Raw genomic sequence first — 25,158 nt, 5'->3', positions numbered from 1 at the left:
TCTTCTCTGTTAAACTTTTGTTTATTTTTGCCATCTAAAATACAGCCTTTACTCAGGGAAGCAATCCATCTGACGCGGGCGTATTATTAACCAAAACCATTCTTTTTTTATGAAGACCTATCTCCGAACTACCGGATGGGGATTAGCCACATTAGTATTGTTGGCTTTTGCCTTCCATGCCTGCCAGAAGGACAATTCCGCGTCCATGTCACCTGGCGAAGGGCAACAAAGATTAAGTGTTTATTTCGCTGACGATCCGGGTTACTTTGACAATGTATTCCTGGACATCCGCAAAGTGGAAGTACTGGTAGATACCTGTACTACTGATGCGGACAACGACGACGACCGTTGGGATAACGACTACGAGCGTTGCGGCTGGTGGGAAGACCACCACGATGACAAGGATCACTGCGATGTGTGGGATTCCCTTGGCATCCGTGCCGGCGTGTACGATGTATTATCCCTGCGCAATGGCGCTGATACGCTGTTGGGCGACGGTATTGTACCTGAAGGTAAGGTGAAAAAGATCAGGATCACCCTGGGTGACAACAACTACCTGGTGAAGGACAGCACTACTTATCCGCTGAAATCACCTTCCGGCCAGGTAAAAATCATTATCCAGGTGCGTCAGGACGAGTGGGAGCAATTCTCTGACAAGAATTTCCGCCTCTGGCTCGACTTTGACATTGACCGTTCTATCGTCCAGACCCGTCAGGGACAGTTCATTCTGCGTCCTGTGCTCCATGTGTTCACTTTGAAACAGACAGGCAGCATCTCCGGAAAGGTTACTCCATGGAATGCTTTCCCTGTGATCACTGTGTACAACGACCAGGATACTTCCTATGCATTACCCTGGAAAGATGGACAGTATAAGGTAAGAGGACTGAAAGCAGGTACATACAATCTGTTTGTAAATGCTTCGAATGGTTACAAGGACACTACTATCACGGGTATTACCGTGAAGAGGGGTGATAATACGAAGGTAGACGACATTAAATTGAGCAAATAGGAAAAAAGAGGTTAAAGCAAAAAGACGACTTATTGAGTACCGGCGCAACGTTTGTTGTGCCGGTTTTTTTTTATGAGTACTTTTGCCGAAATTATTCCTATGAGAAAAGTGAGTGTCTTTTTATTTCTACAGTTCATGATGCTGGCGGCTTTTGCCCAGATGCCGCAGGTCAAGCCGAACAAGGTCGATGCGCAGCAACGCAAACAGGGCGAATGGCAGGAGGAGATGCCTGAAGTGCGCGGAGAGCCGGGCTATAGCTGGGAAGGGGCTTATGTCGATAACCTGAAGGAGGGTGTATGGAAGAAGTACGCTTTATCCGGCGGCCTGATTGCAGAAGAAACCTACAAACATGGCCAGCTGAATGGTTACTGCCGTTATTTTTATTCCAATGGCCTGGTAAGTGCCGAAGGATCTTTTGTGGCAATGGGTATTAACGGGGAAATAGACAATTACAGGATCGTAGACCCTGTTACGGGAGAAGAGCGGTTTGAGGAAGTAAAGCGGGATGGCAGTTCTCAGCGGAATGGGATGTGGAAAATATATGATGAGGAAGGTAAAATGACGAAAGAATATTACAGAAGAGGAGAGCCGATCACAGAAGAAGAATTCGGGAAAGAGCCCGCAAAACCTGCAACTACGAAACCAGCACCGCCACCACCACCGGCATCTTTGCCACATCAGAAGAAGAAAGGCAAGTCATAAGTCTTTCCGGAGGAACTTTATAGGGATAAATCCCCATCAAGGCGGGGCCCAACTGTTACACAGAACTGTTACATGGTCTCATTAAAGAAAATCTTCAGGCTCCCTGGTCGTCGGCCAGGGAGCTTTTATTTGTAGTATATATTACGCGGCATTCCTTTTCCTGCTCAGGGATCCATTCCAGCGTGAATCATTAAGAAATGGCCTGCTATCGAACCAGGAGAGCCAAATGATGGTAACCACCGTGGCAAGAGCAGAACCTGCGGTAACATCTTCCAGGAAGTGCTGGCTCATATACATACGGGAATAAGCCACGAGGAGGGCCAGCAGGAGGTAAAGATATCCGAAGGTTTTCCGGGGAGTAATGTATGTCAGCACGATGGCCATTGTAAAGGCACATACAGTATGCCCGGAGGGGAAGCTGAAATTGTTGGAAAGTACTTCCATATCGGGCACGTAGTAGATTGGATGTGCGCTTCCGGCAAAATAGAGCCTGGGCCTTGGTGCAAAGAACAGGTTCTTTAGCGGCACATTGATCAGCGTAGTCAGTATGAGACTGGAGGCCATAAGCACACTGCTGCGGTAACTGACGAAAAGCAGGAGCAGGCAGGCCACTACAGCGGTTACGGTGCTGCCGAATTCAGTCATGTAAGGAAAGAAAACATCTCCCGCGGGGAAATGAAGTCCGTTGATGAAGAAATAAATGTCCTCCTTGGAGTATAATATTTTGAAGACAAGTACCAGGATAAGGAGGATGAGATAGGGAATTAGAAAAGGATAAAGCTGTCGGGAGTTGGCAGTTAGTTTTTGCAAGGATGCTTGTTTTAACGATTAAAATATTCAACAAATATAAAAAAAAGGAACGCCTGGTATATATGAAATACATGCCAGGCATTCCTTTTTAAGGAAAGAGAAATTGAAATGGGGAGTAGCGTTTACACCGACGAATTGGAATTATCCTTCTTCCTCTTGTTGTGAGCAGCTTCACCACCTTTTTTACCGATTTCGGCCATGTGCTGCCTGTTTCTGCTGACAGCTACTCCACCTTTACGTCCGGCCTCCCGGGCTTCAGCAGAGTTAAATTCGTGAGCAACACCCTGAGCATGAGCTGCGCGACCGCCTTTACTGGCTATAGCGCGTTGCATCGCTGCATCCATGGATGCGAAACCACGTTTATCTTTGCGGTTTGTAGTACTCTTTTCGTCGGATGTAGTTGATTGTTTGTTCTCTGCATGTGCTCCTGAGTCCCTTGCTTCGCGCATCTGATCCCTTTCCAGTTTTTCCTGTTCTTGTGTGAATTGATTGCTTTGTTCTGCAGCCATAAGAATGAATTTTGAAAGGTTAAAAAATGGGTTCCATTTAACGGAGGAAATAGAATTGAATCGTGAGAGTAGGCACAACTATTATGCCGCGTATGCCAGATTTATAGTATAACCCATTGTATAACAGCTTTGGCCGGTTGAAATTCTCACAAAAAAAATGATGATCGTGGAGTAGTATTAACAAACTGTAGCATGAGTACGACACTAATGAAAGTAACAAATCGGGTGGCATGACACTAATTAACTCATGAAGAAAGTGAATGAGTTGTTAATAAATGATATTGTTAATCATTTGGGAATCATTTTGTAACCTAATATTAACAAAACTCATCCGTTCAGCGAATTTTACTCCGTTCATTTTGTTCATTTTGGCTTTACGACGTTCGTATGCTTTGTGTATCAGTTATAACATGTTAATTTTGGATAACTCTAAAGTTGGCATAGGTTATGAAAAGGCACTAAGATCTCAATCTAATGTGCCCTTTTTTTTTATGTAGGGTTTAAAACTACAAATCCCAAATTCTCTGCAGAATTTGGGATTTATAATTGAGAAGCTGATCGAAGCAGTATACTACCTGATAACGATATTTTCAAATTTCCTGTCTACGACAATATTTAACACATTCCCCACAAAGTTAGCAGCAGTAAGCTTTATAGCCTGTCCATCCACAATGTATTCCTTTGCTTTGAACGGTAAGCCATGTACGTTTATGTTATGTCTTCTGTACGCGGCGTTATACTGACCGAAATATTTTTTACGTAGTGCGAAACGATGTTTTTCCGAAGTCTGTTTGAACCGGATATCGTTATACTGCCCGTTTTTATATCCATAATGATCGCCTGCATCTTCATACAGGGAGCTGCTTGTTTCCTCAGTAGAATAATACGCCTGTAAGATCATCTCTTCTGTGTTGCGTTCATCTACGTGCTGGATCTTCTGATAGTTCGGGATTACGGTCCCCGCCTTTACGAAGAGCGGCATCTCATCCAGCGGTGTGGCTATTTTGATAATCTGTCCACCGTTATATACCTGGTCATTCCAGTAATAGTACCATTGTCCTTCCGGCAGGTATATTTCCTTCTCTTTCATACCCCGTTGAGACACATGACTGATCAGCAGGGAATCTCCCAGCATAAATTCATGTGAGCGATCATAGGTCTGTTTATCGTGCTGGGCGACGAATGCCAGCGGGCGGACCATAGGTGTGCCCCAGCGGCTGTATTGCCAGAAAGTAGTGTAGAGATAAGGCAGCAGGTGATAACGCAGCTGAATGAATTTCCTGGCTACTGTTTCATATTCTGTTCCGAAGCTCCAGGGTTCCTGGTTAAAGCCGGTTTCATTACTGGCCGAGTGGGTACGCATCAGCGGATGGAATACAGCTAATTGTATCCAGCGTACATAAAGTTCTCCATCCGGTTCACCGATAAAACCACCGATATCACTTCCCGCAAAGGAGATACCTGATACGGAGAGACGCTGGCATTGAATAGAGGCCAGCCACAGGTGATCCCAGCTGGATACGTTATCGCCTGTCCAGAAGGAGGTCCACCGTTGTGCACCTGCATAGCAGGAGCGGGATATCACGAAGGGCCTGTTAGGCATGAGGTATTTCCGCATACCGGCCGCGGTCGCTTTACTCATCAGGTGTCCGTACACATTGTGCGCCTTACGGTGACTCACGGCTTCCCCGTCGTAATCGTGACGCACGTCTTCAGGGAAAGTACCCATTTCAAATACTGCCGGTTCGTTCATATCATTCCACACACCTCTGACACCTGCGTCCACCAGTTCTTTGAAGAGTCCAGCCCACCATTTACGTACTTCAGGATTGGTATAATCGGGGAACACACATTTGCCGGGCCATACATCACCTTCCATGAGTGCACCATCCTGTCTTTTACAGAAGTAATTGTTTTGTATACCCTGTTTATAGATGTTGTAATCGGGATCTACTTTGATACCCGGGTCTATGATTACTACCACTTTGAAACCCTGTGCTGACAGTTCCTTAATCAGTCCTACGGGATCAGGGAATCCTTCCTTGCTCCAGGTAAAACAGCGGAATCCTTCCATGTAATCAATATCCAGGTGGATCACATCACAGGGGATCTGGCGTTTACGGAACTCAGTCGCTATTTCCTTTACTCTTTTATCGGGGTAGTAGCTCCAGCGGCATTGCTGATAGCCCAGCGCCCATAAAGGCGGCAATTCCGCCGTGCCGGTGATACTGGCATATCCTTCAGCCACTTTCATCAATTCAGGCCCGTAAATGAAGTAATAATTCATTTCACCGCCCCTTGCCCAGAAGCTGGTCACATTTTCTCTTTCTTTACCGAAATCGAAGATGGTACGGAAGGTATTATCGAAGAAGATACCATATGCTTTTCCACGATGCAGACCATAGTAGAAAGGAATGTTACGGTATAAAGGATCAGTGTCTTTCTGGAAACCATATGCGTCTGTTCCATAGTTCTCCAGGCGTTTGCCGTGAAGGTTCAGATCGGTGGGTTTATCACCCATTCCGAAGAAGTATTCGTCTTCCTGGATCTGTTTGGAGCAGTATACGATCTTGCCGCCTTTCTGCAGATAGTACTGCCAATGGAAGCCAAGTTCGTCCTGGTTGATGATGACGCCTTCGGTATCAGTGATAGTAAGGCGCATATCATCCCTGGAGATATAAATGCGTAAGGCTTCGGTATATATTTCGAAATTCTCTTCGAATTCGTGCAATCCGAAATTCACCGGAGATTCTTCAAGCCGGTCGCTGACAGCATAGGAGAAGTCCCTTTGAAAGTTGCCGTCTGCTGCGTAGCGGAAGCGAACGATCTTATCTGAAATGATTCTGACTTCCAGTATGGTTTCTGATGTATAAAAATAGAAGTAGTTCCCTTCTTTTTTCCACTCTTTAATTATATCCGGATAATGTTTGGCCGAATATTTACCCGATGAGGTTGTTACTTGCATAATTGGCTTTTAAGTTTCCCGAATCAACGTTCCGGTAATAATACCGCTTGTAACAGTTGTAGTACCGTTGAACACCTTGATTCCCATTCCCTGTCAGCACCCAAATTAGATAAAAATATTGTTATCACATTGTTTTGCGATGGATGCTGTTTACTAATCGTTTACTGGTAAAATTAACACATTCGCTAAAATACCAATGTAACATATTCGTGTATACCTTATCTTGAGAATCAATAATGTACTTTTTGCTTTAACCTATTTTTCTCCGGGGGTGCTTTAGCAGCACCCCTTTTATGTGGAGGAAATTTATAATTTAAACCTGCCGAAACTTGCAAGCTTTTTGCTGCCAGCCAGCCATACACGTTTGCCCGCAGGAGCCATACCTGCCACATGATATCCTTCCTTACTGATCTTATACCAGTTGAGACCGCCATCTTCAGAAATATCTGTGCCGGATGTGCCTGTTGCAACGAATGTATCATGGCCAATATATTGTACGCAGGAACGATAACCAGCCGGAGGCGTAACAACTGGCTGCCAGCTACGGCCGCCGTCTTTTGTGACAAGACAGTTGCCGGTAGTAACAGTGTCTTTTGTGTAATCGCCGCCCACAGCAACACCATGTTGTTTATCTGCAAAAGCAACGGAGAATGCACCTGTGCCGGAACTACCATGTATGAAGCTCCATTCCACGGGTGACCACTTTTCCCATCCACTGATGAAACGGCTGTTCGTGCCACCTGTGATAAAGCAGGCTTGTCCGCCGGGCATGATGCGTACGCTGGTACCGCTGGCAGCAAAGATAGCTTCACCTTCTTTTGCAAGAGGTGAGGCCTCAAAAGGATCTGCCTGCCAGGTATTACCACTGTCTTTTGTACGGATGATGGTAAACCTGCCGTTGATGGGGTCGCCGATGGCAATACCTTCCTTTGCGTTACGGAAGGCCATGCCGTCAAAGAAAACGCCTTTTGTATGATTGGAATACACTTCCTTCCAGGTAGCGCCTCCATCGGTGGTGAGCAGCAAATGGGCTGGTTCTCCTGCATTTAGCAGCAGCGCCCGCTTATCACTGAAAGCTACGAGCGAGCGCCAGTCGCAGGTATCATAGCCTGGTACCGTGATCCAGTCCCAGTGAGCGCCATAATCGGTAGAACGGCCTACTTTGCCTTCCGTACCCGAAATCCAGATAACACCGTTATTGAGCACGCTCATTCCCCGGATGCTTTTAATGGGAGGGGGATCCTGTTGATGGATGCTGTACCCGGACTGAGCCGTTGCATGTAAAAAAAGCAATGGCAAAAACAGAGTGAAAATGAGTGTTTTATACTGTGAAACCTTGACTGTAGCTGCTGAAGTTTTTCCGGGCATGTTTTTTTGTGTTTTTAATGGGATTGTATTGCGGGAAGAAAAATACAAAATCATTAGAAAGTGTGCGGTAGATTTATATATTTGCAAGCACTGCGTTATAGTGGACTCAGTATTTTAATAACCTCTATTACTTAAAAGCATTGCAATCGCGGGCGCAGATGACGAGGACCTTATTATTTTTTTTCCTATGTACCTTATCCGTATCTGTGTTGAGCGCACAGGATAAGCCCTACATTTTCGATTCTTACGGCGTAAATGAAGGTTTATCCCAGAACTCGGTATATGATATCCTGGAAGATAATCAGGGATTTATGTGGATTGCTACGCATGATGGCATCAACCGATTCGACGGATATGGGTTCAATGAATACAGGTTCAATCCTAGTCTACAGGAACGTGCCGGTCAGGGAAAAGGAAACCTGGTGGTCCGGAACAACAACGGGGGACGTGCATTGATTAACCGCTTTGCCCTGAAAGGGTATAAGGGCTACTCCCTGTACCGTAACCGGCGGCATCAGCTGATACTGACGCATAACTATGGTATCAGTCTGTACGATGAGTATAAGAACTCCTTCGAAAGCATGCTGGAAGATACTACCTACGAGAATAACGGCGAGCGCGACAGCGGCATTAAATTCAGGATACTGGGGGAAGATTCCGTACATCATAATTTGTGGGTATGGCGGCCGGCAAAAGGGCTTTATGTACTCGACGATTCCACCTACGCCAAGAAGAAGGTGATACTGTACCCTAAACCCATGTTACAGCGGGGTATAGCAGCCAGCGCCGTATATAAAGACGGCAACACCATCTGGATGAATTTCGAAGCGGGTGAGCTGCTGGCCATGAATACGCAGAATATGCGACTGACCACCTACTGTCTGCCCGGTATTACTTCCCACATCGTACTCCGCAATCTGAACAAGGATACCCTGATTATTGCCAGCAAAGGTCATCTGGTCATTTTTAATAAAAAACTGAATAAGTACAGCGATCTGTCTTTCGATCAACGCGATCCTAAAGACGCGAATTTCGTTCCTTTATGCCTTGAGCTGGACCATAACGGCAATATCTGGATAGGTGGTACTGACGGCGTTATGATTTACAATGTAAAGCGTAATGAGATCGTGAACCGCATTGTTTCCTTCAACGGTTCCGAAACGCGTTCCTGGAACGTTGTAACCTACCTGTACCGGGATGCTGCGGACAATATGTGGGTGGGTACGGATGGCGATGGCATCAAGAAATATTCTCCCAATAAAAAAGTCTTTAACCTGTACCGCTCTCCTGCCATTACGCACAATATGGTGAGAGCTGTGTATAAGCACGATGACGGCAAGCTCTATGTGGGCCTGCTGAACGACGGACTGGATATTTATGAGAAAGGAGGGAAGTTCATGGAACGTATTCCCGGTGATGAGGGAAAGAGCATCTTTCCGGCTAAGAATCTGAATGCAATCTGTAGAGAGGATTTTGAACACCTGTGGTTCCATTTTTCGGATATGCATATCGGTCTTTTCAATGTGCATACCCGCAGGTTTGAAGACCTGACAAAGTACATGAAAGTCACCGGTTTACCACCACAGGAAGATATTTATCCTTTTGTCTTTAAACGTACAAGTGGAGAGGTGTATTTCAACTATGGCAGTTATCTGCTGCAGATGGTCCGGGGAGAACGGGGAGGATACAAAGTGGCGATCGTACATGAATTTCCCGATGAGATTCTGACTACCTATTACGAAGACTATCTTGGAAATAAGTATGTCGGTACGAAGGTGGCCGCCTATGTAAAAAAAGTGGGCAGTGCACGCTGGGATCTTATTACGCTGCCGCCGGGTACCATCGTAAAATCCATCACCAAAAGAGCGAGCAAAGAGCTGTTGCTGGCTACCTCCAAAGGGCTGTTCATACTGGACGATGACAACCTGCGTAAAAAGCATTACAATAGCTATGATTATCCGGCGCTGATCAATGATTATCTGTATGGTGTGCTGCTGGATGAGAAGGACAGGATATGGGTAAGTCATAACAAGGGACTGTCGCAGATCAATCCTGCCAATGATGAGATAACGACCTACAATTACGAAGATGGATTGCAATCCAATGAGTTCAATACCGGCGCTTTTTTCAAGTCGGTGGACGGCGAACTTTTCTTTGGCGGGATACGGGGTTCTAACGGTTTTTATCCTAAAGACTTCAGGAACAATCCGTCGAAGCCGAAAGTTGTGATCATGCGGATGGAAGTGCTGGACAAACCGTATGAATCGGATACGGCGCTGTCGCTGCTTCGCAGGATAGAACTGCCTTATAACCATAATACTATTGCCATTGAATTTGTGCCGCTGGAATATACTAATCCGCTGAAGAACAAGGTACAGTACAAACTGGATGGCGCGGACGAGGACTGGGTACAGGCTGGCGCCTTCCGGATGGCCCGTTATACGAACCTGCGGCCGGGTACCTATACGTTCAATGTGCGTGCGTCCAATAACGATGATATCTGGAACTCAACGCCTACCACACTGGAAATAACGATACGGATACCATTCTGGCAATCACTGTGGTTCAGGTTCCTGTTGTTGTTACTACTATTGGGAGTAGCTTATTATTTTTCAACATTATATCTTGACTATAAGATCCGCCACGAGAAGTTGAAGCTGGAGAAAGAGCAGGCGGTAGATCAGGAGCGGGCGAGGATTTCCAGCGATATGCATGACGATCTCGGGTCGGGGCTGTCTACGATCCGCCTTTTAAGTGAAATTGCCAAGCGGAAAATAACGGATACTTCGCAGACGAAAGAGCTGGAGCGTATATCGGAAGCGGCGGGAGAGCTGGTGGATAAAATGAGCGAAATCATCTGGGCGATGAATTCATCGAATGATTCCCTGGAAAACCTGATTGCATATATGCGTAGTTTTGCAGCCGACTTCCTGGAACATGCCCATATAACCCATCAGTTTTATATCCCGGAATCTATCCCCAATATTAAACTAAGTGGCGGGACCAGGCGTAATATATACCTGGCAGTAAAAGAATCCTTACATAATGTGGTAAAACATGCACAGGCCTCTGAGGTAGTAATACAAATAGAGATGCATAAGAATATGACGATTATGATAAAAGACAATGGCAAAGGCTTTGATCAGGAGAAAGTGCGGTTGTTTGGAAATGGCCTGAAGAACATTCAGAAGAGAATGCAGGCGGTAGGGGGACATGCTGATATCACATCGCATCACGGTACGATAGTTTTGTTAGATATCCCATTAATTTAGTCTAGATTTGTAAATAACATAAATGTGGTATTACGTTGACCTCTCTCTAAACATAACAACTGATTATAAATGACTGTATACTCGAAAAAGAAATCTCAGGATAACATGGATATTATTTCTGTGGCGATTGTAGAAGACAACCATGATATCCGTACAGCCATGGAATTACTGATTAATGGCTCGGATGGGTATGCTTGTATTGGGGCGTTCAACAATGCGGAGACTGCGGTGGAGCAGATCCCGAATTTGTTGCCGAATGTGGTGTTGATGGACTTTAATCTTCCCGGCGGTATGAATGGGATCGAGTGTATAGCCCGTTTAAAGGGGGAATACCCGGATATGCATTTCATGATGTTGACTGTATACGAGGACGACGATAAAATATTCCAGGCACTGGAAGCGGGCGCCAGCGGATATATTCTGAAAAAGACGCCGCCAAGTGAGTTGCTGGGCGCCATCCGCGATCTGCATGAAGGCGGTTCTCCCATGAGCTCACAGATAGCGCGCAGGGTGGTGGCCTATTTCCAGAAGCAGGCAAAACCTAATCCGGCGCTGGAAGCATTGACATCCAGGGAGAAAGAGATCCTGGATCAGTTATCGAAAGGATTCCTGTACAAGGAGATCGCCAGCAATCTGTTTATCAGCATTGAAACTGTACGCAGGCACGTACACAATATCTATGAGAAACTGCATGTGAGAAGCCGGACTGACGCCGTGAACAAATATTACAACAGGTAATCTTTTGTTCCCGGGCAAACACGTAACCTGCCTGTGACGGCTGAGCTACACGCCCTTCCTCCCAGGAGCTCAATTTGATCCTTAATCGACTGCTTAAAACTTGTTGAATAGAAAAGGGCGCAAAGATTGTCTTTGCGCCCTTTATAATTTTACTGGATAATGAGTGGTTTACTTCTGTTCATTGCTTGTCCCGAGTTTCCCCAGCGCTTTACGCATAAAATGTACGGCAAGGGCCATGGAGGCAATCAGTAAACAGGCCAACTTAAATAAGAGACCGGCTTTCATAGGAAATGTCTTATTAATAATGAAATAATGTTATCTCATCATCTGCCAGGAATTGAATCTTTCCAGCAATCTGATGAATCTGTTGCTTAGGCGGCTCATAGAGCGTTGCTCCTTATTTACCAGGTAAGTAACGATGAGTGCAATGGTCAGCACTGCTAACAGTGTGATAAAGAATGTAGCTTTCATAGTTTAGGACGGAGGTTTATTTTCAAAAAGACGACTTTGTAAATATAAATTATTTAGTTATATAAATTGTCATTTCTGAATCACTTTTGTGAATAAATTTTTAAGCCCTTTTATACAATATTTGAAGAAATTATATTTGTTTTATCGTCGTAAAACCGGAAAGTCCTGCCAGGAGTAAAGATACTTTTTGGTGCTGCCCTCAAATAACTGTTATTCATTTATTTAAGCATAGTGTATAACTAATACTTGGGATGATACGCTGAAACCTTTATTTTTGCCAGCAACCGGCTTTTGCTAAAAGTTTTAGTAAATTTGCCTTTCCGGAGCAATGCCCCATCGGACTGATATTGAGGAACCTGGCATAAATGGTGCATAGAAACCGGCATTTAACAAAGTAAATTGGAATTTCTATATAATTATGGCTACTACGGATAAGAAAGATCTCTTGAGCTCCTATACCGAAGATTCGATACGGTCACTCGACTGGCGTGAGCATATCCGCCTTCGTCCGGGCATGTACATTGGCAAATTAGGAGATGGTTCCAGCATGGACGATGGTATCTACATTCTGTTAAAGGAGGTGGCTGATAACTGTGTTGACGAGCACACCATGGGGTTCGGCAAGCAGATCGACATCAAGGTTACAGAGCACAATGTCACCATCCGTGACTATGGTCGTGGTATTCCGCTGGGGAAAGTAGTGGATGTGGTGAGCAAGATCAACACAGGTGCCAAGTACGATAGTAAAGCCTTCCAGAAATCTGTAGGATTGAACGGTGTGGGTACTAAGGCGGTGAATGCACTGTCTACCTATTTCAAGGTGGAATCTATCCGTGAGGGCCGTTCCAAAGTAGCGGAATTTGAGCGTGGGGTGCTGACTAAAGAACACAAGGAAACGGCGACCAAGGAACCGAACGGTACGCTGGTGACCTTTACCCCGGATGATACTGTTTTCCGTAACTACAGATATATCCCCGAGTTCCTGGAGAACCAGATCTGGAATTATTGTTTCCTGAACGCCGGACTGACTGTCAACTTCAACGGCACAAAATACGTCTCCAAAAATGGTTTGCTGGACCTGCTGCAGCGTAAAACCAATGAGGATGAGCTGCGTTACCCGATCATTCACCTGAAAGCGGAAGATATCGAAGTGGCTATCACCCATGAGAATCAATATGGTGAAGAGTACTATTCTTTTGTGAATGGTCAGCACACCACTCAGGGCGGTACGCACCTGGCAGCCTTCCGTGAAGCATTTGTAAAGACCATCCGCGATTTCTATAAAAAAGACTATGACGCTACGGATATCCGTGCTTCCATCTGTGCTGCTGTTTCAGTAAGGGTGCAGGAGCCGGTATTTGAATCCCAGACCAAAACCAAGCTGGGGTCACTCACCGTATTTGAGAATGGTCCGTCCATGAAGGCGTTTGTACTGGACTTCCTGTCCAAACACCTGGACGATTTCCTGCACAGGAATCCTTCCACAGCGGAATCGCTGAAGAAACGTATTGAGCAGAGTGAGCGTGAGCGTAAGGAGCTGGCCGGTATCAAAAAGCTGGCGAATGAAAGGGCCAAAAAAGCGAACCTGCATAACCGTAAGTTGCGCGACTGCCGCATCCACCTGAACGAAGAGGTGAGTGGTAAGGATAAAAATGACCTGGAAACCAAACGTTTGAATACTACCATCTTTATTACGGAAGGTGACTCTGCGAGTGGTTCCATTACCAAATCCCGTAACGTGGAAACCCAGGCGGTATTCAGTCTGAGAGGTAAACCCCTGAACTGTTTCGGTCTGACTAAAAAGATCGTATACGAAAACGAAGAGTTCAACCTGCTGCAACACGCATTGAATATAGAAGAAGGACTGGAAGGCCTGCGTTATAACAGAATAGTGATAGCCACTGATGCTGACGTGGACGGTATGCACATCCGTCTGTTACTGCTCACCTTCTTCCTGCAGTTCTTCCCTGACCTGGTAAAGAACGGTCACCTGTACATCCTGGAAACACCCTTGTTCCGCGTGCGTAACAAGCAACAGACTTTCTATTGTTACAGTGATGAGGAAAGGCAGAAAGCCATCAGGAAACTGGGTGGCAAGCCTGAGATCACCCGCTTTAAGGGGCTGGGTGAGATCTCCCCACAAGAGTTTGGCGCCTTCATCAATGAAGATATGAAGGTGGAACCGGTGATCCTGTCGACAGACACGCATATCCAGAAGCTGTTGGAATATTATATGGGTAAGAATACACAGTCAAGACAGGAGTTCATTATCAGCAACCTGCGTTATGAAAAGGACCTGATAGATGAACCGGTAGCGGAATAAAAGCAGGTAATTAAATCAGCATTATTTTAAAAGATCAATGGCACTGTTACATATCGTTTTCGGTGAATCATCGGCCACAGCACTGACCGGTGCATTCGAGCTGGATGAGCAGCTGAAAGGAGACATACTTTATTTTGAAGACGACCTCTCAATAGGTCCTCTTTTTATCCTCGACACAAAAGATGGCCAGGCTGCCCGCAAACAATGGTGGATGCAGCTGGCTGGCATACAGCCGCAACCTGTTGCAGAAGGCGCCCCTGAAGCTCAGACCGCGCCGGCTGTGGCTGTGTTGGAAGAGGAAGCCGGCGACCAGGAGAAATTCCGGCAGCTCAAAGCCCTGTTGAAATCTGAACCGGAACAGCAGGTATATGTATGGGCGGGACAGAATTCAAGGGACGTATGCGGTTATTACTGGCTGGTAAGTCAGTTGTACGACTTTGCAGGACGTATTCACATCATCTATCTCAATAACCTTCCATTCCTGAACGAAAAGGGAGGTGTATTTTATCCTACTCACCTGCATCAGATCCTGGCAAAAGAATTCCTGAAAGCAAAGAAACTGGCGAGGCCTGTTTCTCTGGCGGAATTTGAAATAGATGGAGATGAATGGAGCAGGATGATGAACGAGAATGCTGGTATTCGTTTACTGGAAGGTGGTAAAAAGATCAAGGGAGAACCTGCTGTTTTCTATGATAAGGAGCTGGTGCAGCAGAGCACTGCAGAGTTTCAGAAAGCATCGAAAGTGGTGGGATTGGTGACCGGTAAACTGAAGTATCCCGTCATGGACCAGTTCCTGGGATGGAGGCTGAAAGAGCTGATCAAACAGGGCAAACTGGAAAGTAAGGGAGAGCTGAAAACGATCAGGGATTTTGAAGTGAAACTGCCACCGGCAGAATAAGCGGAAGGTAGTAAACGGTCAACGGATATTGAAGCGAAACTACTGCCGACAGCGTAAGTAGAGCAGTAATAAACGAAAGATTTCTGAATGAAATTACTACCGGTGTTATAAGCAGGAAAAGTAATTACAGTTAATAGATAAACACATGGTAAAAGTAACGCCTGTACAGCTGGTGGGAGAAGATGAAAGAGGCAGCAACTATGAATGGAATACAGACCGTAGCGGCGATTTCATTCTGTGTTACCGGAAAGCCGGCAGCAGCAGCGGACAACATTATCATGAGGGGAAGGCGGATTATAAGAATCCGGAAGTCCTGTACCTGGTAAGTGGTAAAGCAGCAATGGACTGGTGTCCGCTGGGTGGAAGCAAGATCGAGCGGGTGGAGATGGAAGCGCCCGCGAGGATAGAGGTGCCAGTCAATATATGGCATCAGCTGATAGCTGTGACAGACTGCTGCTTTATAGAACTGAACTCCATGGCTGATGTACGGAAAGATTCCATACGCATCTGGAGAGATGAATTTGAAAAGATGATCAATAAATAAGATTATGAGCGACATCGATAATACACAACCGACAGAAGAATCATTACATAACATCCTCCACCTGGGGGGCATGTATGAGAACTGGTTCCTGGATTACGCATCCTACGTGATCCTGGAGCGTGCGGTACCCAGCGTGGAAGATGGTTTAAAGCCCGTTCAGCGCCGTATCCTGCATGCGATGAAGGAAATGGACGACGGCCGTTTCAATAAAGTGGCCAACGTCATAGGTTCTACCATGCAGTATCACCCGCATGGGGACGCCTCCATCGGCGATGCGATTGTTAACCTGGGACAAAAAGACCTGCTGATCGAAACCCAGGGTAACTGGGGTGACGTGCGTACCGGCGATGATGCTGCGGCTGCTCGTTATATTGAGGCACGCCTGTCCAAATTTGCATTGGATGTAGCATTCAATCCCAAGACCACACAATGGCAGCTGAGCTATGATGGCCGTAAGAACGAGCCATTGTCCCTGCCCATGAAGTTCCCGCTGCTACTGGCACAGGGAGCGGAAGGTATTGCTGTAGGCTTGTCTACTAAAATATTACCACACAACTTTATAGAACTGCTGGAGGCATCCATCAAGTTCCTGAGAGGGAAGAAGTTTGAACTGTATCCTGACTTCCCTACCGGAGGTATGATAGACATAGCCAGCTACAATGACGGTAAACGCGGCGGTAAGGTACGTGTACGTGCGCATATAGAAGAGAAGGACAAGAAGACGCTGTTGATTAAAGACGTACCGTATGGCGTTACGACAACGGGCCTGATGGAGTCTATCGTGAAAGCGAACGATAACGGCAAGATCAAGATCAAAAAGGTCGTGGACAATACCGCTAAAGATGTGGAAATAGAAGTACAGCTGGCGCCAGGTATCTCTCCGGATATCACCATCGATGCCCTGTATGCTTTTACTGATTGTGAGATCTCTATTTCGCCAAATGCGTGTGTGATCATCGACGATAAACCGCGCTTCCTGACAGTAAGCGACCTGCTGAAGTCTTCTGTAGACTTTACCCAGGCATTGCTGAAACGTGAGCTGGAAATAAGACTGCAGGAACTGCAGGATAAATGGCACTACACCTCCCTGGAAAAGATCTTCTTTGAAAAGGGTATTTATAAGGAGCTGGAGCAGAAACACAAGGACTGGGAAGCTGTGATCATAGCTATCGACAAAGGATTTGCCCCTTATAAGAAAAACCTGAGAAGAGAGATCACCCGCGAAGATATCCTCAAGCTGACAGAAAAACCGGTACGCCGTATCTACAGGCTGGATATTAATGAACTGAATGAGCAGATCAAATCTATTGAGGTGGATATCAAACAGGTGAAACATGACCTGGCTAACCTGGTCGATTTCACCGTGAACTATTACGAAAACCTGTTGAAGAAATATGGTAAAGGCCGTGAGCGTATTACTGAGATCAAAACCTTCGATACTATCCAGGTACAGCAGGTGGCGATGGCCAATACCAAGATCTATGTGAACAGGGCAGAGGGTTTCATTGGTACCTCACTGAAGAAGGATGAGTTTGTGGCAGATTGTTCTGACCTGGACAATATCATCGTCTTCCGCAGGGATGGTAAAATGATCATTACCAAAGTAGCGGATAAGATCTTCGTAGGTAAAGACATTATTCATATTGACGTCTTCAGGAAAAATGACGAACGTACTACCTATAACATGATCTATGTGGATGGCAAAACCGGTATGAGTTATGCCAAACGTTTCAATGTAACGGGTATTACACGCGATAAGGAATATGACCTGACCATCAAGGGAGAAAAGAACTCCAAGGTGCATTATTTTACTGCCAATCCGAATGGGGAAGCTGAAGTGGTAAGCATCCGCTTAAGCCCTAACTGTGCCGCAAGAAATAAAGAGTTTGACCTGTACTTTGAGACCATCGCTATCAAGGGGCGTAACTCCCAGGGTAACCAGGTAACGAAATACCCGATCCGCAGTGTGAAATTCAAGGAGAAAGGTGTATCCACCCTGTCGGGACAGAAGCTCTGGTACGACACAGAAGTGGGCCGTCTCAATACAGAGGAAAGAGGGGTTTATATCGGTTCATTTGAAGCAGAAGACAAACTCTTCGTTGCATTCAAGAACGGTACCTACGAGCTGACCAACTTTGAGCTCACGAACCGTTATGATCCAAATGAGCTTGTTTATATTGAGAAGTTCAATCCTGAGAAGATCGTTTCTGCTATCTATTTTGATGCAGACAAGAAACAGTTCAATGCCAAACGTTTCAAAGTAGAAACGCAGACGTTGAATAACAAGTTCCTGTTCATCAAGGAAGGTGCTGGTAACTACCTGGAGATGATCACTACACATGCAGAGCCTGTGGTACTGCTGAGAACGGGTAAGAAACGGAATCCGGAGGAGGAGGAAGTAGATCTGGCTGAGTTTGTGGAAGTGACAAGTTACAGGACGGTAGGTACCCGTATTGCCGGGGAAGAACTGATCAGTGCTGAACTGGCGTCTGAAGAGGAAGAACCGGATGGGGATGGTGTTCAGGGAGAATTGTTCTGATAATATCTCATCAATTTATAAAAGCCGTCCGCCGCAAGCGGACGGCTTTTTAATTAATTAGGATTAGCACTAATTAGGATTAACAGCATGGCTTGTATAACTTGGAAACAGGTTAATTACGGGTCCAATGAAACGAATCATGCTATGGCTGCTCCCGCTGCTGGGAGTATTGCCTTTACGTGCGCAGGAGCGCAGCAATCATCTATTTAAAGTGTTCAGCAGGTATGATTACTACCAGCCCTTACAGGCGGGTAGTGTTGTCTGTGTGATACCTGATAGTCTGCCGGCGGCGGATTATCAACTTGTGTTATTCCATAATGCAACGGAGCTGGGGCGTAGTGCCGGAGCCAGCGGTCACTGGCTGGCAGCGCCGGTAGCATTACAGCAACTGTCTGCAGGGGAAACTTCGCTGCAATACCGCCTGCTGTATGCCAGGCAGCTGGTGGATAGTGGTAGTGTAGTGGTCAGGCAATTGCCGGCAAAACGGAACGCAGTGCAGATAGACCGGCTGACTGGCGGCCTGATAGCCGACGGGCTACCGTTTTTCCCTTTTGGCTTCTATTGTGTAGGTGTGGGTGACCTGGCCGAAAAGGAGGTTGCTCACGGCTTTAATATGATAGGCACTTACCAGAGCAACCTGGCGGCAACTTTCGGAGAGCGGAAGGCCTATATGGACCGTTGTGCACAGCTGGGCGTACGGGTGAATTATGGAGTGAACTCCCTGGTGGGAGGCGGCCATAACGGCGCCAAAGGACTGGACATGACGGAGGATGAGAAGCTGGCCATATTGAAGCGTGAGGTACTTGCGTTCAGGGATCATCCTGCTTTATTAGCCTGGTACATCAACGATGAACCGGACGGGCAGGGAAGGCCGCCTGCAGTACTGGAAAAGGCGTATCAGCTGATTAAGGAGCTGGACCCTTATCACCCTATCTCTGTGGTGTTTATGATGCCGCAAAAGATCAATGATTTCCGTAATACTATGGATATTGCCATGACTGACCCTTATCCCATACCGGGGAAGGCAGACAAGGTAGCGGAAGACGTACAGTATCTGAACAACAGGTTACAGTATGAGAAGTCGGTATGGCTGGTGCCCCAGGCTTTCGGAGGGCAGGAAATGTGGTCGCGGGAACCGACAGCGAATGAAATACGTCTGATGACGTATATGGGGCTGGTAAACGGTGCGAAAGGCATCCAGTATTACGTACATGCTCCGGGCAACCTGAATCCGCAGTCTGTCTCTGCCTGGTCGGCCTGTAGCGATATGGCGGTAGAGACGGCACAAATGACGCCTTTCCTGTTATCAGCCGACCCGGCGCCGGCTGTACATAGCGAGGATCGTACTATTTTAACGAGGGCATTCCGCTATAAGGGCAACCTCCTGGTCGTGGCGGTCAATAATGAGAATAAACCTAAGACATTATCATTGCATACAGATGTCAAAGAAGGAGGACTGTCTGCCGATGCGGAGCTCTGGTTTGAGAACAGGGCAGTGCCGTTCACCGGCGGAGATATCTCCGATATCATTGATGCCTACAGCACTCGCGTGTACCTGGTACGTGCTGCGGAAGAAAAGTCTTCTCCCTTGTTATATCCGGGTAACCTGACCCTGAATCCTGGTTTTGAGAAAGTAGTGAGCCCGGGCTTGCCGATTGGATCTAATGTAAAGAGTACAGTGAGAGAGAAGGCAGATGCCGGGGCCACGTTCTTTGCCGACTCGAGACTGAGTAAGGAAGGGATGTTCAGCTTACGCCTGACCACACCCACAGATAGTGGCGGCAATAAGATCCGGCTGGTGCCCATGGTGATCAATGCCGGCAACAGTTACACTGTTTCGGTTTGGGCCAGGGCGAAAGAGCAGGATAAAATGCCTTCGTTCCGTATGGGTATAGAGGTAGCAGCGCAGGAACAAGTATTTAAGCTGAGCAATGACTGGCAGAAATACAGTTTTACTTTCCGGGCAGCGAATTCTTCTACCAATGCTATCCTGACGCTGGAAGTACCGGATCAGGGAATGGCCTGGTTTGACCTGCTGCAGGTATGCCCCGATCCCGTGATACGTTATGAGATCAATGCAGACCATACGGCCAACGTCAATATCAGTAGCAGCAGCAATGACGCTGTATTGAAATACGCTATAGATCGTCTGCCTGATGCAGGTGCAGCTGAATATCATTCACCGTTAAAAATAAATACTGCCAGTATCGTATATGCGGCATTGTTTGATAAGGGGAAGCTGATAGCAGGTAGTCAGGCGTTCATTCCAGTGAATAAAGCACTGGGTAAACCCGTAACACTGGAAACGCCTTTTCATGCTTCGTATCCTGCGGCAGGAGCGGCTACATTGGTGGATGGCATCATGGGTACGACAGCATTCAAAGACGGCCGCTGGCTGGGTTTCTTAGGGAAAGATGTGAGTGCCGTGGTGGATATGCAGACGATTGAGAACCTTAGTAATGTGAGCGTGAACTTCCTTGCAGATCCTAACAGTGGTATATTCCTGCCGTCTGAAGTATCAATATATACTTCTGTGGATGGTAAGCAGTATGAACTGGCAGGCACAGCGCGGAATGCGAAGGGATCGGTGAGAGGTGAGCCTTATCTGCAATCGTTCCGGATCAATGTGAAAAAGAAGAAAGCGCGGTATATCCGTTTCACTGCAAAGACGATCGGTACTATTCCGGATGGTTATCTGTTTAAGGGCAGTACTTCCTGGTTGTTTGTGGACGAGGTGCTGGTGCAGTAAGGAGGAAATAAAAAAGGGTGTATCAGACTTATGATACACCCTTTTTTTATTTATTGTTTAGGCTTTTTGGGCTGCGGTTGCAACTCTTCATTGATCTCTTCTGCCGTTCGCGGTTTTGTCATTTTCTTCTGTTTCTGGTTCAGCGGAGCCGCTACAGGTACTTTACCTAGCGGCAATGCATCATGGAATACTTTTTCAATATGCACCCATTTGCCGGCTTTCCACTTAAAGCCTTCATAGTCCAGGTCGGGCACGAAGGTAGAAGGTTTGGATGGCTGGTTACTTTCCGAAATGAGGTGATCGTATACGATCATGTCCATATCAGGATTGTAGCTTAAACTGATAGTAGCATCTTTTTTAAACTCCAGTATAAAGCGGTTACGTGTTTTTTTAGGAATAGTGTCCTCCATAAAGCTGAAGAACGGACCACCGAATACAGGCTGACCGTCTTTGAATGTCAGCATGTCCAACAGTTTCTTCTGGCTGCGTACGTTGTTAGGATCCCAGCCGAAGAGGGTGTAATAATTCTGGTTAAAGTAGCGGCGCAGCAGCACTTTATAGTAAAGACAGCCGTACCAGGCTTTGTTGCCGGCGATGGTGTCGGTATTGTTCATATAATCAGAATCGTCGAACAGGGGGAACAGTTTTAGTTCGCCTCCTTCAGTTCTCATCTGGATAGCACCGTAGTGATGATAAAAGCTGGTTTCCTGTTCCAGTCCCCAGGTAAAGATCCGGAAGGTACTATCTGCCGGGTACTGGATGGAGATGGTGGTCAGGGAATCGAACTTAAAATCAAAGGAGTAAGGTGTTTTCAGTGTTTGTACCAGTTTGGGGATAAAACGGTCATTTGCCTGCTGCCTGGTAGATTCATCCCTGCCTCTCAGGATGGTGGCAGAGAGGATCTGCAGGGAGTCCTGCTGTGTACGCATGACAGCTTCGTTAGCAGGGCTTATCCTTGCACGCTGGGCCTGGAGGCCGGCGTACGTGAAGAAAGTACAGCATAACAATAGAAGACAGGCTCTGATCATAATTTTATTTGAAATGAAAACTTTATCTACAGGCTTATTACGTTATATGACACAAAATTATTGTATGATGGCCGAAAATTCCAATAGTCCTTTGCAGCGATAGTCCATCAGCGGGTGAGGGAAGGGGAGATCCGGTTTGGTGGAGGGGATGAATACGGTGATCATTCCTTTGTCCTTACCGAATTTCATATCGCTCAGTGTGTTGCCTACCATTATTGACCGGGAGAAATCAATATCCGGGAAGTCTGCCTTTGCCTGCAGGGCCATGCCCTCATTCGGTTTACGGCAGGGACTGTCATTATCAAGGTCCGGGCAATGGTAGATCTTATCTATTCGGCCTCCTTCTTTACTGATGATGTCCAGCATTTTAGCATGGATATCGTGGAGGCCCTGTTCTGTTAAAAGTCCTTTTCCGATACAGCGTTGGTTGGTGACCATCACAATACGACCGAATTTCCGTGCCAGGTTAGGTAAAGCGGAAAGAACGCCCTCTTCAAAGCGGAACATATCCCAATTGAGCACATACCCATCTTTGATCTCGTTGTTGATCACCCCGTCCCTGTCCAGGAATAATGTCCATGAAGCGTCAATATGCATAATCTTACATTGCAGGTTTTATGAACGGAAATCTGTTTGTACCTGCTCGTAATCAGCCGGAATTCCGATATCGATAAAATAAGTGTCACTGATAAAACCGTATACCTGTCCGTGCTTCACCTGTGGTTCCAGTACTTCCTTTTCAAAGGAAAACTGTGCAGGCAACTGAAGGCTTTCCAGGTATTGCCTGGAAGTCAGGTAAACGCCCCCGTTGATCAATCCTTCCTCGCAGTATTTCTTCTCCAGGAATGCAGTGATACGCGCATCATTATCCAGTTGTACACTGCCGTAGCGTTCAAACTCCCGCATAGGTTTCAAGGCCAGTGACAGCTTACTGTGGGATTGCTGGTGGAAGTTGTAAAAAGCGGAGAGCGACACATCAAAGAAGGTATCTCCGTTGACAATAAAACACTCGTTTTCCTTCAGATGGGAAACGGCGTTCAGGATAGCGCCACCGGTACCCAATGGTGCTGCCTCTATAGCATAGGAGAGTTGTATGGGTAGTCCTGCTTCTTCGCACCATTCAATGACCTGTTCTGATTTATACCCCAGCGACAGCACCACATGTGTGATACCCTGCTTAATCAGGTATTGCAGCAGGTAATACAGGAAAGGCCTGTCATTTACCGGCGCCATACATTTCGGTTTATCGGCCACCACACTGCGCAGACGTGTACCTAGTCCGCCGGCCAGTACTATACATTCCCTGATCATGGGAAGAGATTATTTTCAACGATTTCACAAATGATATGTCCGATGGTGATATGTGATTCCTGGATACGTGGTGTATCGGCAGAAGGCACATTCAGCAGGTAGTCGCTGTCATCTTTCATTTTACCGCCGGAACGGCCGGTCATACTTACAACGATCATGCCTTTGCCTTTGGCTACTTTGTATGCTTCCAGGATGTTGGCAGAATTGCCGGAAGTAGAGATGCCTACCAGTACATCGCCTGGCTGGCCGATACCCCGCAGGATGCGCGCATATACCTGGTCATAGCCGTAGTCATTGCCAACAGCGGTGAGGTAAGAGCTGTTACAATGGAGCGCTTCTGCGTACAGCGGCGTTCTGTCTTTATAAAAACGGCCGGAGAATTCTGCGGCCAGGTGTTGTGCATCTGCTGCGCTGCCGCCATTGCCGCAAAAGAGGATCTTATGTCCCTGCTGCAGGCTGCCCGTAATGACGTTGGCTACCTGCTGGATAGTATTGATCAGCGTTTCGTCCTGGCAAATGGCCTGTTTTACTGCAATGCTTTCCTGTATTGTTTTGATGATATTGTTCGCCATAGCGTGTAAGTCGTTTTGGTTAAAAGATCAGATACACCAGGTATTGATCCCATTGTGTGTAAAATGGTAACGTTTTACGTCCCCGCCGAAAGCTTTGAGGGCGTCCACCACACTGTAGCGGGTATTGCCCGGACAGTAGAAGATCATAAAACCACCACCACCGGCACCGGAGATCTTACCTCCCGAAGCGCCTGCACGTTTGGCGGCTTCGTAAATATCGTCCAGCTGGGAGTTGGTGATGCCTTTCGCCATATTCTTTTTATGCTGGAAACCGAAATCAAGAATCTCGCCGATCTTGTCGATACTACCGCGGAGCAGGGCTTCCTTCATCATCACAGCCTGCTCTTTCAGGTGGTGCATTGCCTCAATGCTCGCTTCCTTTTTCTCGTGTACGTTCTTCTGCTGTTCGGAAATGATACTACTGGACAAACGGCTGGTAGAAGTATAGTACAGTACCAGGTTATTCTCCAGTTCATCCAGGTATTTTTCTTTTATACGGAGGGGGTTCACGATCACCTTATCGCCGTTGTAGAATTCCATGAAATTCACGCCACCGAAGGTTGCCGCATACTGGTCCTGCTTACCGCCTGCCTGTTTCAGGTCTTCCCTTTCGATCACATAGGCCAGGTGTGCCATATCATATTCCCCCAGGGGAAGTTTCAGCCATTCAGCAAAAGCGCCCAATACAGCCACTACGAGGGTAGAGGAGGTACCCAGACCGGAACCGGCAGGTGCATCCACGAAAGTGGTTAGCTTAAACCCGGAAGGAATGCCATAATCTTTCGCTACCCGGTTGATCACGCCTTTCAGGATATCCAGCTTACCGTCAAGGGGCAGGGGAAAGGTTGCGTCACAAGCCAGTGTTTCGTACCTGTCCGCACATTCAAACAGGACTTTTTTATCAGCGATTGGTTCTATGGCTGCCCGCGCATAAAGCGAAATAGTGGCATTCAGGATGGCTCCCCCGTACATATCCGAGTAAGGGCTTACATCTGTTCCGCCTCCTGCAAGGCCAATGCGTAAGGGTGCTTTGCTACGATAAATCACAGTATTTCCGTTTTTATAAGTGCTGCAAGATAAAACAATTGCGCATGCATATGATTCTATCTTGTTTAAAAGAAGTTAAAATATGTCTATATGTCTTATAGAAAAAATAACCGGAATGATCGGTTGGAAGATCTTTCCGGTTTGTTTTATGTTTTCGCTTTTGACCCGTTTCCAATTCGCATGTCAATGCAGACCTGTTTTCCGGTTTCGGGGATACCCCGTTTTCCGGTTCCCGGGGTTATCACCCCGGGCTGCAAACACGTGGCTCCTGGCGGAGCCGATTGGAGCGAATGATGCCGTTAT

19 protein-coding genes are annotated in these 25,158 nt (G+C 46.7%); 9 read left to right on the top strand and 10 right to left on the bottom strand.

Annotated elements, in window-relative coordinates; genetic code table 11:
- The first annotated feature begins 109 nt into the window (after window positions 1-109).
- Together F3I09_RS23120 and F3I09_RS23115 are read left to right on the top strand one after the other, a co-directional pair.
- Entirely contained in the window at window positions 110-1,009 is a 900-nt protein-coding gene (locus F3I09_RS23120) for a DUF4382 domain-containing protein (protein ID WP_149697425.1), read from the top strand.
- A gap of 99 nt (window positions 1,010-1,108) precedes the next feature.
- A complete protein-coding gene (locus tag F3I09_RS23115; protein ID WP_149697424.1) occupies window positions 1,109-1,711 on the top strand; it encodes a toxin-antitoxin system YwqK family antitoxin in 603 nt (200 codons plus the stop codon).
- Window positions 1,712-1,852: 141 nt separating this feature from the next.
- On the opposite strand, the gene F3I09_RS23110 is transcribed toward F3I09_RS23115, so the two are convergent.
- From F3I09_RS23110 to F3I09_RS23095, 4 genes are all read right to left on the bottom strand, one after another.
- Entirely contained in the window at window positions 1,853-2,521 is a 669-nt protein-coding gene (locus F3I09_RS23110; RefSeq protein WP_149697423.1) for a phosphatase PAP2 family protein, read from the bottom strand.
- Between the two features lie 122 nt (window positions 2,522-2,643).
- Window positions 2,644-3,030, bottom strand: a complete 387-nt coding sequence (locus tag F3I09_RS23105) for a KGG domain-containing protein (RefSeq protein WP_223233348.1) — start codon at window positions 3,028-3,030, stop codon at window positions 2,644-2,646.
- Window positions 3,031-3,601: 571 nt separating this feature from the next.
- Window positions 3,602-5,995 carry a glycoside hydrolase family 31 protein gene (locus tag F3I09_RS23100; protein ID WP_149697422.1) on the bottom strand — a complete coding sequence of 798 codons (2,394 nt, stop codon included), beginning with the start codon at window positions 5,993-5,995 and terminating at the stop codon, window positions 3,602-3,604.
- Between the two features lie 306 nt (window positions 5,996-6,301).
- Window positions 6,302-7,207 carry a YCF48-related protein gene (locus F3I09_RS23095; RefSeq protein ID WP_149697421.1) on the bottom strand — a complete coding sequence of 302 codons (906 nt, stop codon included), beginning with the start codon at window positions 7,205-7,207 and terminating at the stop codon, window positions 6,302-6,304.
- A gap of 365 nt (window positions 7,208-7,572) precedes the next feature.
- Here F3I09_RS23095 and F3I09_RS23090 point away from each other — a divergent pair, with 365 nt between their 5' ends.
- Together F3I09_RS23090 and F3I09_RS23085 are read left to right on the top strand one after the other, a co-directional pair.
- Window positions 7,573-10,635 (top strand): triple tyrosine motif-containing protein, encoded by a 3,063-nt coding sequence (locus F3I09_RS23090; protein ID WP_188133927.1) that lies wholly within the window; start codon window positions 7,573-7,575, stop codon window positions 10,633-10,635.
- Between the two features lie 105 nt (window positions 10,636-10,740).
- A complete protein-coding gene (locus tag F3I09_RS23085; protein ID WP_223233347.1) occupies window positions 10,741-11,373 on the top strand; it encodes a response regulator transcription factor in 633 nt (210 codons plus the stop codon).
- A gap of 315 nt (window positions 11,374-11,688) precedes the next feature.
- Here F3I09_RS23085 and F3I09_RS34165 read toward each other — a convergent pair whose 3' ends face one another.
- Entirely contained in the window at window positions 11,689-11,844 is a 156-nt protein-coding gene (locus tag F3I09_RS34165; protein WP_188133926.1) for a hypothetical protein, read from the bottom strand.
- A gap of 418 nt (window positions 11,845-12,262) precedes the next feature.
- On the opposite strand from F3I09_RS34165, the gene F3I09_RS23080 reads away from it, so the two are divergent.
- From F3I09_RS23080 to F3I09_RS23060, 5 genes are all read left to right on the top strand, one after another.
- Window positions 12,263-14,167 (top strand): DNA topoisomerase IV subunit B, encoded by a 1,905-nt coding sequence (locus F3I09_RS23080; protein WP_149697419.1) that lies wholly within the window; start codon window positions 12,263-12,265, stop codon window positions 14,165-14,167.
- Window positions 14,168-14,204: 37 nt separating this feature from the next.
- The gene (locus F3I09_RS23075; protein ID WP_149697418.1) at window positions 14,205-15,065 is read left to right on the top strand and encodes a DUF1835 domain-containing protein; all 861 of its coding nucleotides are present in this window, start codon (window positions 14,205-14,207) and stop codon (window positions 15,063-15,065) included.
- Window positions 15,066-15,210: 145 nt separating this feature from the next.
- Entirely contained in the window at window positions 15,211-15,609 is a 399-nt protein-coding gene (locus F3I09_RS23070) for a cupin domain-containing protein (protein WP_149697417.1), read from the top strand.
- A 4-nt stretch (window positions 15,610-15,613) separates the two neighbouring features.
- Complete coding sequence (locus F3I09_RS23065) at window positions 15,614-18,148, top strand: DNA gyrase/topoisomerase IV subunit A (RefSeq protein WP_149697416.1); 2,535 nt, start codon at window positions 15,614-15,616, stop codon at window positions 18,146-18,148.
- 127 nt (window positions 18,149-18,275) lie between these two features.
- Window positions 18,276-20,897: a carbohydrate binding domain-containing protein gene (locus tag F3I09_RS23060; RefSeq protein ID WP_149697415.1), complete on the top strand. Its 2,622-nt coding sequence runs from the start codon at window positions 18,276-18,278 to the stop codon at window positions 20,895-20,897.
- Window positions 20,898-20,947: 50 nt separating this feature from the next.
- On the opposite strand, the gene F3I09_RS23055 is transcribed toward F3I09_RS23060, so the two are convergent.
- From F3I09_RS23055 to F3I09_RS23035, 5 genes are read right to left on the bottom strand one after another with little or no spacing between them, the layout of a single operon-like run.
- A complete protein-coding gene (locus F3I09_RS23055) occupies window positions 20,948-21,925 on the bottom strand; it encodes a hypothetical protein (protein WP_149697414.1) in 978 nt (325 codons plus the stop codon).
- A gap of 57 nt (window positions 21,926-21,982) precedes the next feature.
- Window positions 21,983-22,522: an HAD-IIIA family hydrolase gene (locus F3I09_RS23050; protein WP_149697413.1), complete on the bottom strand. Its 540-nt coding sequence runs from the start codon at window positions 22,520-22,522 to the stop codon at window positions 21,983-21,985.
- A gap of 18 nt (window positions 22,523-22,540) precedes the next feature.
- Entirely contained in the window at window positions 22,541-23,236 is a 696-nt protein-coding gene (locus tag F3I09_RS23045) for a nucleotidyltransferase family protein (protein ID WP_149697412.1), read from the bottom strand.
- Window positions 23,233-23,808, bottom strand: coding sequence for an SIS domain-containing protein (locus F3I09_RS23040; RefSeq protein WP_149697411.1), 576 nt, complete (start codon window positions 23,806-23,808; stop codon window positions 23,233-23,235). Before F3I09_RS23040 ends, F3I09_RS23045 begins: the two co-directional genes overlap by 4 nt.
- A gap of 27 nt (window positions 23,809-23,835) precedes the next feature.
- The gene (locus tag F3I09_RS23035) at window positions 23,836-24,855 is read right to left on the bottom strand and encodes a dehydrogenase (RefSeq protein ID WP_149697410.1); all 1,020 of its coding nucleotides are present in this window, start codon (window positions 24,853-24,855) and stop codon (window positions 23,836-23,838) included.
- Between the last annotated feature and the right edge of the window lie 303 nt (window positions 24,856-25,158).

The organism is Chitinophaga sp. CF418 (assembly GCF_900142925.1).
GTDB lineage: Bacteria > Bacteroidota > Bacteroidia > Chitinophagales > Chitinophagaceae > Chitinophaga.
The sequence above is the reverse complement of the archived record's forward strand: the minus strand, read 5'-3'. Positions and strand labels throughout refer to the sequence as shown.

Coding starts and splice junctions, on each gene's coding strand:
- F3I09_RS23120 (WP_149697425.1), top strand. CDS start 110: ATGAAGACCTATCTCCGAACTACCGGATGGGGATTAGCCACATTAGTA.
- F3I09_RS34165 (WP_188133926.1), bottom strand. CDS start 11,844: ATGAAAGCTACATTCTTTATCACACTGTTAGCAGTGCTGACCATTGCA.
- F3I09_RS23040 (WP_149697411.1), bottom strand. CDS start 23,808: ATGGCGAACAATATCATCAAAACAATACAGGAAAGCATTGCAGTAAAA.
- F3I09_RS23060 (WP_149697415.1), top strand. CDS start 18,276: ATGAAACGAATCATGCTATGGCTGCTCCCGCTGCTGGGAGTATTGCCT.
- F3I09_RS23055 (WP_149697414.1), bottom strand. CDS start 21,925: ATGATCAGAGCCTGTCTTCTATTGTTATGCTGTACTTTCTTCACGTAC.
- F3I09_RS23080 (WP_149697419.1), top strand. CDS start 12,263: ATGGCTACTACGGATAAGAAAGATCTCTTGAGCTCCTATACCGAAGAT.
- F3I09_RS23115 (WP_149697424.1), top strand. CDS start 1,109: ATGAGAAAAGTGAGTGTCTTTTTATTTCTACAGTTCATGATGCTGGCG.
- F3I09_RS23105 (WP_223233348.1), bottom strand. CDS start 3,030: ATGGCTGCAGAACAAAGCAATCAATTCACACAAGAACAGGAAAAACTG.
- F3I09_RS23085 (WP_223233347.1), top strand. CDS start 10,741: ATGGATATTATTTCTGTGGCGATTGTAGAAGACAACCATGATATCCGT.
- F3I09_RS23065 (WP_149697416.1), top strand. CDS start 15,614: ATGAGCGACATCGATAATACACAACCGACAGAAGAATCATTACATAAC.
- F3I09_RS23045 (WP_149697412.1), bottom strand. CDS start 23,236: ATGATCAGGGAATGTATAGTACTGGCCGGCGGACTAGGTACACGTCTG.
- F3I09_RS23075 (WP_149697418.1), top strand. CDS start 14,205: ATGGCACTGTTACATATCGTTTTCGGTGAATCATCGGCCACAGCACTG.
- F3I09_RS23070 (WP_149697417.1), top strand. CDS start 15,211: ATGGTAAAAGTAACGCCTGTACAGCTGGTGGGAGAAGATGAAAGAGGC.
- F3I09_RS23100 (WP_149697422.1), bottom strand. CDS start 5,995: ATGCAAGTAACAACCTCATCGGGTAAATATTCGGCCAAACATTATCCG.
- F3I09_RS23095 (WP_149697421.1), bottom strand. CDS start 7,207: ATGAGCGTGCTCAATAACGGTGTTATCTGGATTTCGGGTACGGAAGGC.
- F3I09_RS23050 (WP_149697413.1), bottom strand. CDS start 22,522: ATGCATATTGACGCTTCATGGACATTATTCCTGGACAGGGACGGGGTG.